Origin of the sequence: Streptomyces sp. NBC_00400, from assembly GCF_036048035.1 — a bacterium.
In the GTDB taxonomy this organism is placed as follows: Bacteria; Actinomycetota; Actinomycetes; order Streptomycetales; family Streptomycetaceae; genus Streptomyces.
Genome location: NZ_CP107940.1, coordinates 5,501,777 through 5,514,324 on the forward strand (window position 1 = coordinate 5,501,777; position 12,548 = coordinate 5,514,324).

General features: G+C 72.3%; 10 protein-coding genes. 8 read left to right on the plus strand and 2 right to left on the minus strand.

All coding sequences use genetic code 11. The annotated features are described in order from the left end of the window. The first annotated feature begins 165 nt into the window (after positions 1-165). The 3 genes from OHS81_RS24090 to OHS81_RS24100 all read left to right on the plus strand — a co-directional run bounded on the left by OHS81_RS24090 (position 166) and on the right by OHS81_RS24100 (position 4,910). On the plus strand, positions 166-2,292 hold the full coding sequence (locus tag OHS81_RS24090) for an FUSC family protein (RefSeq protein WP_328386746.1): 2,127 nt from the start codon (positions 166-168) through the stop codon (positions 2,290-2,292). 214 nt (positions 2,293-2,506) lie between these two features. Continuing rightward, the gene (locus OHS81_RS24095; RefSeq protein ID WP_328386747.1) at positions 2,507-3,586 is read left to right on the plus strand and encodes a rod shape-determining protein; all 1,080 of its coding nucleotides are present in this window, start codon (positions 2,507-2,509) and stop codon (positions 3,584-3,586) included. 241 nt (positions 3,587-3,827) lie between these two features. Continuing rightward, entirely contained in the window at positions 3,828-4,910 is a 1,083-nt protein-coding gene (locus OHS81_RS24100) for an alpha/beta fold hydrolase (protein ID WP_328386748.1), read from the plus strand. Here the strand turns inward: OHS81_RS24100 and OHS81_RS24105 are convergent. Continuing rightward, entirely contained in the window at positions 4,907-5,692 is a 786-nt protein-coding gene (locus tag OHS81_RS24105; protein ID WP_328386749.1) for a TetR/AcrR family transcriptional regulator, read from the minus strand. The two genes, OHS81_RS24100 and OHS81_RS24105, sit on opposite strands and share 4 nt — an antisense overlap. A 100-nt stretch (positions 5,693-5,792) precedes the next feature. Here OHS81_RS24105 and OHS81_RS24110 point away from each other — a divergent pair, with 100 nt between their 5' ends. Beyond that, on the plus strand, positions 5,793-7,178 hold the full coding sequence (locus tag OHS81_RS24110; protein WP_328386750.1) for an FAD-dependent monooxygenase: 1,386 nt from the start codon (positions 5,793-5,795) through the stop codon (positions 7,176-7,178). Positions 7,179-7,514: 336 nt separating this feature from the next. Next, positions 7,515-8,327 (plus strand): IPT/TIG domain-containing protein, encoded by an 813-nt coding sequence (locus OHS81_RS24115; RefSeq protein ID WP_328386751.1) that lies wholly within the window; start codon positions 7,515-7,517, stop codon positions 8,325-8,327. Between the two features lie 92 nt (positions 8,328-8,419). Here the strand turns inward: OHS81_RS24115 and OHS81_RS24120 are convergent, their stop codons facing one another. Then, positions 8,420-9,472, minus strand: coding sequence for a tyrosine-type recombinase/integrase (locus tag OHS81_RS24120; RefSeq protein WP_328386752.1), 1,053 nt, complete (start codon positions 9,470-9,472; stop codon positions 8,420-8,422). A gap of 840 nt (positions 9,473-10,312) precedes the next feature. Here OHS81_RS24120 and OHS81_RS24125 point away from each other — a divergent pair. From OHS81_RS24125 to OHS81_RS24135, 3 genes are all read left to right on the plus strand, one after another. Further along, positions 10,313-10,726 (plus strand): hypothetical protein, encoded by a 414-nt coding sequence (locus tag OHS81_RS24125; protein ID WP_328386753.1) that lies wholly within the window; start codon positions 10,313-10,315, stop codon positions 10,724-10,726. Between the two features lie 176 nt (positions 10,727-10,902). Then, the gene (locus tag OHS81_RS24130; protein WP_371127135.1) at positions 10,903-11,109 is read left to right on the plus strand and encodes a DUF5988 family protein; all 207 of its coding nucleotides are present in this window, start codon (positions 10,903-10,905) and stop codon (positions 11,107-11,109) included. A gap of 130 nt (positions 11,110-11,239) precedes the next feature. Next, positions 11,240-12,523 carry a beta-ketoacyl synthase N-terminal-like domain-containing protein gene (locus tag OHS81_RS24135; RefSeq protein ID WP_328386754.1) on the plus strand — a complete coding sequence of 428 codons (1,284 nt, stop codon included), beginning with the start codon at positions 11,240-11,242 and terminating at the stop codon, positions 12,521-12,523. Positions 12,524-12,548 lie beyond the last annotated feature (25 nt).

Here is a 12,548-nt window from a genome sequence, read left to right on the forward strand (position 1 = left end):
ACCGTCCCGCGGAATCCGGGCATCCCCTTCGTGACCTGGGATGCTTTACGCAGGCAGGGAGGCGGGTTTACCGGGATTTTCCCGGTCGGCGGGCGGCGGGACGCACGGAACCGCACCTGCTCCCCGTGGCCCGGAACGTCCGTCTTCGGCCCGTATCCTCTCGCTATGACCTGGTCGCGTGCGCTCAAGGAAGCGGCTCGTTCGGGGCTGACCATCGAGCGGACCAAGCTCACCCCGCTGATCGCCCTCCGCGGCGCGGCCGGCGTCGCCCTCGTCATCGGCCTGTGCCTGTGGCGCGGCGATGCGACCCTCGCGGTCTCCTCCGCCTTCGGCGCGTACGCCTCCGGGATCGTCACCTTCCAGCGCAGCATGCGGCCGCGCCCGGTGCTCGCGCTCGCCGTCGCCGGCGCGCTGGCCCTCTCCACCTTCCTCGGCTATCTGGCCGCCGCCCGTCTCGTCTCCTTCGTCCTGCTCCTGGCCGGCTGGACCCTGCTGGCCGGGATGGCCTGGGCGATCGGGCCGGTCGCCGGGCTGATCGGCACCCAGACCGTGGCGATCATGCTGGTCACCGTCACCCTGCCGACGTCCGTCCTCGGCGCACTGGAACACGCCGCCCTGATGTTCTTCGGCGGTCTCGTCCAGGCCACTCTCATCGTGGTCCTCCCGGTCCGGCCCTGGGGCGTCCAACGCGATGCGCTCGCCGACGCGCTGGCCGACGAGGCGGACTACGCCCGGCGGCTGCGGCACGACCCGGTCGCCCCGTTCGACCCGTCGCCCCTGATGGACGCCCGGCTCGCCTCCGCCCTCACCCCCCGTCAGGCCCGGCGCCGCCCCGTACAGCTGCACGGTCCCCGGGGGCTTGCCGAACGCGTCCGGCCGGTCCTCGCCTCCCTCGCCGACCCGGTCGTCGGCGCCCCTCTGGAGGGGCCCGAACGCGACCGGGCCCGGGACCTGCTGGGCGCCGCGGCCACCGTCCTGGACGCCGTCGCCCACGCGGTACGGCACGCCCGGCCGGTCCGGCTGCCCCCGGAGGCGATGGCCGTCCTCGAAGTGCCCGCCACCGGCCCGATGCTCCACGGGGCCGCCCGGCGCTCCGCCTACCGCCTGATCTCGTTGCTCGCCGACGCCGTCGAGCTCACCGACGAACCGGTCCGCTCCACCCGCCCCACCACCGAGGCCGAACGCGGCCATCTGCTGCGCCCCAGCGTGCCCCGGCTGGTGCCCGGCGCGCTGCGCTCCCTGCACCGCGAGGCCCGCTGGTCCTCGCACATCCTCCGGCACGCCCTGCGGGTCTGTGCGGTCGCCGCCGCCGGCTATCTGCTGGGCACCGTGCTCCCGTTCGGCCACGGCTACTGGGCGCCGCTGGCCTCCGTCATGGTGATGCGCCCGGACTTCGCCCAGACCTACTCCCGCGGCATCGCCCGCTTCATCGGCACCCTCGTCGGGGTCACCGTCGCGGGCGCGCTGATGGCCGTGGCGCATCCGGGCAGCTATGTCAGCGCCGGGCTCGCCGTGGTGAGCGTGGGGCTGATGTACCTGCTGATGCGCACCGGCGTCTCGGTGACCTCGGCGTGCGGGGCCGCGTATGTCGTCTTCCTGCTCGGCCTCGCCGGGGCGGGCTGGGAGCAGACCGTCCAGGAACGCGTGGTGCTCACCCTCCTGGGCGGACTGCTCGCGATGCTGTCGTACGCGCTGTTCCCCGCCTGGGAGACCCCCAAGCTCCGCGACCGGCTCGCCGCGTGGCTGGAGGCCAACGGGCGCTACGCGCTGGCCGTGTTCGACCTCTACGCCACGCCCGCCGAACGCCGCCCCCGGCAGATCCGCGACGCCCTGCTGGACTCCCGTGCGGCCCGCGCGGCCTGGGAGGAGAGCGAGGCCCGCGCGGAGAAGGAACCCGTGCGCCACCGCGGACTGTCCCAAGCCTCGGTGAAGGCGGCCGGCGCCGCGCTCGCCACGATGGGCCGGGTCACCATGATCCTGGAGGTCCACCTCCCCGAACGCGATGCCGCGGCCTCACCCGGTGCCACCGCCTTCGCCTTCGAACTGCGCGCCTGCCTGGAGGAGGCCACGCGCGCGGTGCGGGAGCGGGGCGAATTGAACTGGAGCGACCTGCGGGCCGTATGGGAGAGGTGGGACGCGGAGGACGAGAGCCGTGGTGTCGCCCTGCGCGTCGCGGACCTGCAGCTCGACGCGCTCGACGACCTGGCGGAGGCGCTGTCGCGGGAGCCGCGCGCGGACGACGGCGCGGACGACGGGACGGACCAGGACGCGCGGGGCAGCGGCAGCCGGTGAGGGCGGGGTGGGAGAAGGGGAAGGGGCAAGCGGTGAGGGCGAGGTGAGGACGGGCGCCGGCGGGGCGGCGCGGAGCCGGTGTGAGGGAACCATTCCGGGCCCCCGGTAGTCTTATTGATTGCCCGCAATGAACGCCATTGCTCGCCCATGGGGTTGTCTGCGGCGCAATGCCCCAGGATCCCCACTCCGTCGCGAGAGAGCACACGAACCCCCCATGGCGTCCAGCACTTCGTCCGGAACGTACGACATAGGCATCGACCTCGGCACGGCCAACACCCTGGTGTACGCCCGCGGCAAGGGCGTGGTGCTGAACGAGCCGTCCGTCGTCGCGGTCAATGCCGCCGGCGAGGTGATCGCCGTGGGTGCGGACGCCAAGCGGACCATCGGCCGTACGCCCTCCGGGATCACCGCGATGCGCCCCCTGCGGGACGGTGTCATCGCCGACTTCGACGCCGCCGAGCGGATGCTGCGCGCCCTGATGAAGAAGGCCCTGCCCAGCCGCCGGTTCTCCCGGCCGCGGGTGGTCATCTGCGTCCCCTCCGGCGTCACGGGCGTCGAACGGCGCGCGGTCATCGACTCCGCCCGGGGTGCCGGCGCCCGCGAAGTGCACCTCATCGAGGAGCCCATGGCCGCCGCGATCGGCGCCGGCCTTCCCGTGGACGAGCCGGTCGGCTGCATGGTGGTGGACATCGGCGGCGGGACGACCGAGGTCGCCGTCATCTCCATGGGCGGCCTGGTCACCGCCCAGTCCGTACGGGTCGCCGGCGATGCCCTGGATGCCGCCGTCGCCGCCCACATCAAGAAGCAGCACTCCCTGGCCATCGGCGAGCGCACCGCCGAGGACATCAAGATCGCGATCGGCTCGGCGGTCTGGACCCCGGTCGACATCGACGAGGACGGCGCACCCGACCGCCCCTTCTCCTACACGGTGCGCGGCCGCGACCACATCAGCGGCCTGCCCCGGGTCCAGGAGATCAGCGAGGAGGAGATCCGCGACGCGCTGGCCGAACCGGTCGAGGCGATCGTCCGGGCCGTCCACCGCACCCTCGACGAATGCCCCCCGGAGCTCTCCGGCGACATCGTCGAGCGCGGGATCGCCCTGACCGGCGGCGGCGCCCTGCTCCGCGGCCTGGACCAGCGGCTGCGCGAGGAGATGGGCGTTCCCGTGACGGTCGCCGACCAGCCCCTGGACTGCGTGGTCAACGGCACCGCTAAGTGCGTCGACGAATTCGCCAACCTGCACGGCCTGTTGACGGGGGCCAAGGAACAACCGCGGCGGACGGTGCGGTTGTAGGGAGTGGCCGAGGGTCTGTCCTCGAAGTCCCGGGACTTCGAGGACAGGCCCGGGGGCGCGGGGCCCGCGTCCGGCCGGTTTGCCGTCCCGGCAAGATTCCTTGCGCGCGGTGGAGCACGGCGATGATCGTGGGGGTGCGGTCGCGGGGACCGCGGGCCGCGCCGGACCGGGCCCGCGCGCCCGTGGCCGCCGCCCGCAGGTGCCGCCACCACCGGCGCCGCCGCACTCCCCGAGGAGGTGCATGCCGCAGTCCGCCAAGACCCCGTCCACGCCGCCCCCTTCCCCGGCCGCCCCGGTACCGCAGCCGCCGGCCGGCCCGCTGCCGGAGGCGACCCACCGTACGGTCGAGGTTCCCGGCGGCCGCATCCACCTCGTGGAACAGGGCAGTGGACCGCTCGTCCTGATGGTCCACGGCTTCCCCGAGTCCTGGTACTCCTGGCGCCACCAGCTCCCCGCGCTCGCCGCGGCGGGCTACCGGGCGGTCGCCATCGACGTGCGGGGCTACGGGCGTTCCTCGAAACCCCGTGACGTGGCCGCCTACCGGATGCTGGCCCATGTCGCCGACAACGTCGCGGTGGTGCGCGCCCTCGGTGAGGAGAGCGCGACCATCGTGGGCCACGACTGGGGCTCACCCATCGCCGCCAACACGGCGCTGCTGCGGCCCGACCTCTTCACCGCCGTGGCGCTGCTGAGCGTGCCGTACGCGCCCCGCGGCGGGATCCGGCCCACCGAGGGCTTCGCGCGGCTCGGCGGCCCCGGGGAGTTCTACGTCAACTACTTCCAGGAGCCGGGCCGGGCCGAGTCGGAGATCGACCCCGATGTCCGCGGCTGGCTCGCCGGGTTCTACGCGGTGGCCTCGGGCGATGCCGAGCCCCCGTCCGGCGGGGACCACGTCGGAGGGTTCTCGGTCCGGCCGGGCGGCAAACTGTCCGACCGCTTCCCCGCCGACAACCTCCTGCCCCTGCCCTGGCTCACCGACGCCGATCTCGACTGCTACGCGGGCGAATTCGAGCGGACCGGCCTGACCGGCGGGCTCAACCGCTACCGCAACGTCGACCGGGACTGGGAGGACCTTGCCGCCTGGGACGGGGCGCCGCTGCGGCAGCCGTCCCTCTTCATCGGCGGGGAGCGCGACGCCTCCACCAACTGGATGGCCGACGCCATCAAGGCCTTCCCGCAGACCCTTCCCGGCCTGTCCGCCTCCCACATCCTGGAAGGCTGCGGTCACTGGGTCCAGCAGGAACGCGCCGAGGAGGTCAACCGACTCCTCCTCGACTGGCTGGGGTCCCTGCCCGCGAAGCCCGCCGCGCGGACGGCTCCCTAAGCGCCGCCCCGCGCCCTGCTCATATAGGCCTCCAGGCCGTCCAGGATCCGCTCCAGGCCGAACTGCCAGGCCTGGTCGCGGGACGTGGTGTCGGTTCCGGTGTCGGCGACGGCCGCGGCGACCGCGGGAAAGCGGTCGGCGCGGCCGGCGAGGAGTTCGTTCAGCGCGGCGCTCATGACTTCTTCCGGTCCCTTGGCCCGCGCGCTGCCCAGCCCCATCGAGGCCGACACCTGGGCGAGGGTCCGGATGTGGCCGTGCACCACGACCACGGCGTCGAGCTGTTCGCCGCCGGTCAGGCCGGTGTCCGCGAGCGCGGCGAGGGCGCGTTCGGTCCAGCCGAGCTCGTGGGGGCCCATGACGCGGGGGCCGACGCCCGCGTCCAGCAGCCAGGGGTGCCGGTGGTAGACCGCCGCAAGCGCCTTTGCCCATGCGCGCAGTGCCACCCGCCACCCCTCGCGGTCGTCCTGGCCGGGGCCTGCGGGCGCACCCGCGCCCGGCGGCTCCCCCATCGCCGTATCGATCATCAGCGCGACCAGCTCGCTCTTCCCCGGCACATAGCGGTACAAGGACATCTTGGTGAAGTCCAGTTCGGCCGCGACCCGTTGCATGGAGACCGCCCCGAGCCCGCCGGCGTCGGCGAGGGCCATCGCCGTATGCGTGATCCGCTCCAGGCTCAGCGCCGGCTTGGGGCCCCGGCTGGGCCGCTCCCGCCCGCCCCACAGCAGCTCGACGCTGCCCGCCTGATCTCCGAACACACTGCGCTTGCCGTCGTCTCCCGCCATGCCCGCATCCTAAAACTGTGTCCGAGGTATACAGAACAGTGTCCGTCGGATACAGTTTCTTTTATCGGTACGACGGATCGGATCGACGGGGGAGTGTGCGATGGCGCACGAGGTGACGTACGCAACGACAACGGGGCGCGAGGATGCGGCCCGGCCGGACCGGGAGTGGGAGCGGCGAACGGCGCCACCGGGGCGCTCCGTTCTGATCTCCGGCGCCAGCGTGGCCGGCCCGGCCCTGGCCTACTGGCTCGGCCGCTACGGCTTCCGTCCCACCGTGGTCGAGCTGGCTCCCGCCCTGCGCGGCGGCGGCTTCGCGGTCGACTTCCGCGGGGCGGCGCAGCTGACGGTCCTGGAACGCATGGGCGTCCTGGACGACATCAGGGCCCACAGCACGGGCGGCGGCGCCCCCCTCACCTTCATCGACGGGCAGGGGCGTCCGCTGGCCGCGATGCCTCCCGAATTCAGCGGCGGCGAGGTCGAGATACTCCGCTCGGAGCTGTCCCGGATCCTTCACCGGCACAGCCTCACCCCTCCCGGCGCCCACCGGGCCTCCGGCAGCCACCCCACCCGCCACACTCCCGGCAGCCCGCCCGGGGGCCCGGCCACGCCCGAGTACCTTTTCGGCGACTCCCTCTCCTCCCTCACCCAGACCGCCGACGGCGTCCATGTCACCTTCGAACGGGGCGCACCGCGCACCTTCGACCTGGTGATCGGCGCCGACGGTCTGCACTCCACCGTGCGCCGGCTCGCCTTCGGCCCCGAACAGGACTTCGTCCGGCACCTCGGCTACTACGTCGCCGCCTGGGACCTGCCCGAAGGCGCCGGAGACCTGGGCGCCCGCCCGGTCGGCTACGGCGAACCCGGCCGCCTCGCAACCGTCGGCCGCATCCCCCGCCGCAGCGGGGAACGGGGCTACGCGGGCGAAGTCTTCTGTGTCTTCGCCTCCGAGGAGGAGCTGATAACCGACCGGCGCGACCCCCGCGCCCGGAAGCAGGCGATCGCCCGGGCCTACGAAGGCGCCGGCTGGCGGACGCCGGAGCTCATCGGCACACTCGGGCAGGCCGGTGACGTCTACTTCGACTCCATCAGCCGTGCCGATGTGCCGAGTTGGTCCACGGGTCGCATCGCGCTCCTCGGAGACGCCGCCCACGGCGCCACGGTCGGTGGCATGGGCACCGGTTCCGCGCTCATCGGCGCCTACGTCCTCGCCGGAGAACTCGCCCTCGCCGAGGGGAACCACGACGCGGCCTTCGCCCGCTATGAACGCACACTGCGCCCCTATGTGACCCGGTGCCAGCAAGGCGGCCGCGGCGCCGGGGAGTTCCTGGCCCCGGCCACCCAGGAAGCCATCGACGCCCGTAACGCCGCGCTGAACTCCCCGGCCGCCGTCGCCGCCATGCTGCAACAGGGCCACGACATCTCTGCAGCCCTCACCCTGGACGACTACCCCGCACTGGTCGCCGCCGCGGTCCGCGCCCGGTGGTGAACTTCCCGGCTTCACGCTGAGCCGAATGGGTGCTCCGGCGTCAACGTGATTGTCCGGCGCCCCCTCTTCTGGGTTACTGGTGGTGCCTGGTCGGTGGGCCGTCCATCCCCCTCGGGCTTCCGCGGCCGGCCCACCCTCCAGCCCTCTTCGCTGTGGGGCCCGAAGGACGGCCGGCAGTACGGCGGCCCCGCCGCGCCGCACGGTGCGACCGGCCGCTGTGCGCCGTGTGCGCCGTCCTCCTTCACGGCCGGCCGCTGCCAGTGCTCGGGTCCCCGCTCGTGAGCCATGTCTGTCACGAACGGGCCCGGCAGCGAGCCCACTCAGCAGGAGGACTCCATGTCCACACCCACCCTCCAGCCGGCCCTGCCGGCGTTGCCTCCCGGACCCGTGCTGCTCGGTGTAGTGCCCAGCTCGGGGCCGACCGCGGGCGGCAACACCGTGCAGCTCGCCGGGCTCGGCCTCGGCGGCGCCACCAGTGTCCTCTTCGGGACGTCGACGGCGACGGTCGTCGGGCAGGACCCGCTGGGGCTGACCGTGACGGTCGTGGCCCCGGCGCACGCCGCGGGTGCCGTGCAGGTCACCGTCACCACCAGTGGCGGTACCAGCAACCCGGCGTCGTACGTGTACCTGGCGCCCGTCCCGCCGACGGCCGCGGTCATCACCCCCAACTCGGGGCCGGTCGCGGGCGGCACCGCATTCGTCATCGCCGGAACCGGCCTGCAGGGCGCCACCGTCACCCTCGGGGGCAATGCCGCAACCGTCGTGGGCACGGACCCCACCGGCAGCGTCCTGTTCGGTGTCACCCCCGCGGGACCCCCCGCAGGAGGCAACGTCCCGGTCGTGGTGACGACCCCGGGCGGCACCACGACCGTCCCCGGCGGCTACACCTACCTGGCGGCGCCTCCCACGGTCACCGGAACGGTGTCGCCGTCCTCGGCGGCGGCGGGCGCCAGCTTCACCATCGTCGGGACCGGCCTCCTCGGAGCGACCGTGCTCTTCGGGGCCGCCCCGGCCACCGGCGTGGCGGTCAACGCGGGCGGCACGTCCCTGACCGGGACCGTCCCGCCGGGCACGGTCGGATCGACCGTGCAGGTGACCGTCCAGACGGCGGCCGGCAGCGCCAACGCCGGTTCGTTCACCTACCTGTGACGGCCCGTCCCACCGGATGACGGTCCGGTACCCGGCCGGGGCCGGCGGGCCGCACCCGGCCCGCCCGGACCCGTCCGGGCGACCCGGCGCCGTCACCCCGCGGGGGGACGCCGGAAAGCGGTTCGGCCCCCGCCCGTCGTACGGGCGGGGGCCGAACTCGCCGGTTGCTCCCCCTGGCTCTCCCCGGACCGCACCGGCCCGTCGGGGGGCAGATAGCGCCGGGCGTCCTGCGGAGGGCGCCCGGCGGCGCCGCACAGCAAGGGCAACGGAAGCCCCGCGTCCGCCATCCATGTCAGCCCGGTGTGGCGCAGATCCTGCCGTCGGAGGTATTCGTGACCGAGTTCGGCCACCACATCGTCCCAGCGGGTGGTGTCCCGCAGCACCGCGGCGGTGAACCGGCGCCGGTGCGGACCGGTGAACAGCCGGGCCGCCGGCGTGTGCCGCGCCGCCTCCAGCCGGCCGGCGGCCAGTTCCCGCGCGGCGGGGCGCAGCGGCACCACCCGGTGGTGCCTGCCCCGGCAGGCGCGGTCGTCCAGGCCCTCCGGCTCGGACACGGTGAAGCGCTGGACCTGCCAGGTCCAGGTGCCCATATCGATGTCCTGGGCCTGCAGGGCGGACACCTCGCTGAAGCGGGTACCGGTCCAGGCGGCGAACCTGACGATGTCGCCCCACCCCTCGTAGCCGTCCGAGGACCGCTGGGCGAGGGTGGCCGCCAGCCGCTCCAGTGCCTGCACATCCGGCAGGGCCAGCGCCCTGGGAGTGGTGCGTTCGCTCTGCGCACGCTGGTACTCCTGCTGCCAGCCGGCCACCCGGGCCGGATTGGCGTCGAGCACCCCGTCCCGCACGGCCTGTTCCAGGACCCGCACGAGCACGGCAAGGCTGTTCTTCACCGTCGACAGGCCGCATTCGTCGGCGATCCAGCAGTGCAGGGCGCGGTTGACGACGCGGCGGGTGACCTTCCGGATCAGGACGTGCCCGATGCTGGGAACGACACGCAACCGCCATCCGGCCTGGTAGGGGGACATGGTCAGGGGCTCCAGGCCGTGCATCGCGGCCGGCCACCGCCGTTCCCCGTAGTCGGCGAGCGACATCGTGTGGGTGTCGGACTCCCAGGGAAACCGGTCCCCGGCGTTATTGTTCATCATCGAATCACCCTTGTCTGCTGGGGAGTTATTCGGCCGCCCGGTACTGATGGCGTGCTGCGCTCTTGAGCGGGAAAGCGGCTCCCGGGGAATCGTGCTGACTCATGCCGGTGGGCGGTGGTGAACTGCGGTCCCCGGCGCGAAGCGCATTGGCGTGCGGTCCGCCGAGGGCGAGGGAACAACAGCCGGCCACGGTCGGAAAAGGGGGCCGGACCCGCCGGTGTGAACGGCCCGTACGGCGGTCTCCCGTGACTCTGCCGCCGCTACGGGAGAATGGTGAACTCCTCTCCAACAGGGCTATGAAGGAGGGGAGTTGTGTGTGCGGGGTGGACGTTTGCCGGGGTCGCGGCGACTTCCGGTGCCTCCCGTCGTCGTCGGCCGGTTTCCTGCTGCCTATGGGCGGCACTTCAGTTGCCGTTGCGCTCCCCATACAAGAATGACAAGCGACGAGCTTGCTGCTGCGCACGGTGTTACTGCGCGACCGGGCAGGAGCAGTGAGCAATCAAACGCTTCATCAGTCATGAGTGGAATAAAGGCACCTCCGCGTGCCATTGCGCAAGTTGGTACGGCTTTGTTCTTTTCGCGCTGCTCCGAACGGGTGGCCTTATCGGTTGACTGTTGTAGCCCGGCGAGCCGCATGGATAACTAGTCGCATCCAACCGGTGGGCCGCCCATCCTCTCCGGGGAGCGGCACCTGGCCTATCCGTTGGCCCGGCCCAGCGCCTGGTTGCGGTCAGACCGAGATGCCGTATGGGCGTCCCCGGTAGAGGGTTTTGGATCCGTCAGCCGGTGCCGATTCGTCGGCACCGGCTGATCGGCCCCCACATTCGGACAGGGGGCTTCATGCGAACCATTTCCCTCCTTCGCTGGGTCAACGGTCTACGCGCCTTGACCCCGGGCCTCGCCGTGACAGCACCGGTATCCGCCCGGTCCGGTACGGCCCTCGCGACCCCCGCTCCCGGCAGGGCGCACGCCGCCCCCGCCCCTCACGGCCGTGCGAGGTCCCTCGGCGTCCCCGTCGGCAAGGGGTCTTCTCCGGTCCGCGGCACGGCCCCCACCACCGGAAACGGCACCGTACCGACGTCCGCGAGCGGCGTCACCGGCCACGCCGCCGGCCCCGTGGGAGACCTCCGCACCGGCACCCGTCCGGCCGTCCCCGTGGACGCAGTGGTCCGGTGCGGCGCCCCGTACCCCGCCGCCGGCCCGGCCGGCGCCCCCCTTCCCGGCTTCCTCCACGAGGCGCAGCCGGCCCTCTGAGGCCGGCCGGCCACCCTTCGGCCGCGCCCCCGGGGCAAAGACCCGGCCCCCTTCCCGTAGCCGTCCGGCCCCGGCCGCCTCGGCCGCACCCCGCAGTGAGCTGCGTCCGGCTCCCCCGACCGCCCATCTGAAGCCTGCCCCCACACACCCACTCCGACAGCACACCGGAGGACAGCATGGCGCAAAGAAGAATGGTGATCCTGGTCGACGGGCCCGAGGGAAATGGCCTGCCGCAGTATGCGCGCGACAATGCGGGCGATCCGATAAGGATCCTGCGCGGCAACGGGTACGAGCGCTTCGAATTCTACGGCGAATACGCGGACTTGGGCGGAGAACCGGTCCCCGTGTACCGCTGGTGTTACCGCACAAGAATCGCCGAATAGGTGCTGTGCGTCCCCGGGAAGCAAGCGATGTGCAGAGGAGAAAGATCATGTTGAACCTCGTGAGGGACGGAGTACTGTCGTGAACCGAGAATCCGGTAAAGACGCAAGCGCAGGTGAAGGACGCAATGTCGTGGTGACCGGTGTCGGGTTCTGTCTGCCCGGTCGTACGGAGCCGGTTTTCACCGCCGACGACATGTGGGACGTCGTCTCCAACGGCCAGTCCTGCCTCAAGCGTGACGAGGTGTATTACGGCTCGGTCGAGCTCACCCAGGCGATGTTCGACGAACGCCTCCCGGACGTTCCGCCGTTCTTCTCCCAGCATTACACCCCGGCGCACCGGTTCGGGCTGGTGTCGATGGCGGAAGCCACCACCGATGCCGGGCTGGCTTTCTGTGGCGGCGCACTGAGCGAAGCCGCCATTCTGGTCGGTCGCGGAGGCGTGGACTCGAACGTCGAAAGCTATCTTTCGGTGCTGAGTGCCGATCCCGGGAAAACCTCCGCACCGGACGCCATGGAATTGTTCGTCGCGGCCCAGCAAGCCGTGACCCCCTCCGATGTCGCCCTCGTGCAAGCGGCGCTGACCCAGTCCAACGGCCCCTGCTACACCGTCTCGTGCGGCTGCGCCTCGTCCGCCGTGCAGATCGGCAACGCCCGGCGGATGATCGCCCAAGGCGAGGTCGATGTCGCGGTGGTGACCGGGGTCGACGTCTTCAACGTCCACCTCATCCAGAACATCCAGCGGCTGCTGAGCGGGGCCCAGCAGACCTACGACGCCCTCCGCACGACCGACATGCCCGAACTGCTGCCGTCCTTCACCTCCCTCATGCGGCCCTACGACCGCCGGGCGGACTGCATCAACCACGGCGAGGGCGCGGCCACCGTGATCATGGAAAGCCGGGAACACGCCGCCCGGCGCGGGGCGCACATCTACGGCCAGGTGCTGGCCACCGCCATGACCCGCGACGGGCTGGCCAACCCCCTGGCGTGCGACGAGACCGGCGCGGAACTCGTCACCGCGGTCCGCCGCTGCCTCGGCGACCGGTGGCAGCTGCGCGATGTGCCGTACGTCCACGGCGGCAGTGACGGCAACGTCGTCGTCACCGCCTTCGAGGCGAACGCCATCAAGGAGCTGTACGGAGCCGACAACGACGTCCTGATGACGTCCCAGGAAGGCTGCTTCGGCCACAACGGCGCACCGGCCGGCTGCCTGGGCGTCGCCATGACGCTGATGATGATGGAGCGAGGGCAGGTCTGCCCCACCGCCAACTGCGAGCAGCCGGCCGACGGACTGCCCTTCGACCCGGTCCCCGGAGTGCGGCCGCGGCCGCTCGACTTCGACTACGCGCTGAGCTTCAACTACCAGGTCGGCGGTGTGAAGAACGCCATTCTCCTCGGCAGTCCGGAAGCCGTGTGACCACGGGCAGATCACCTCCCACGTA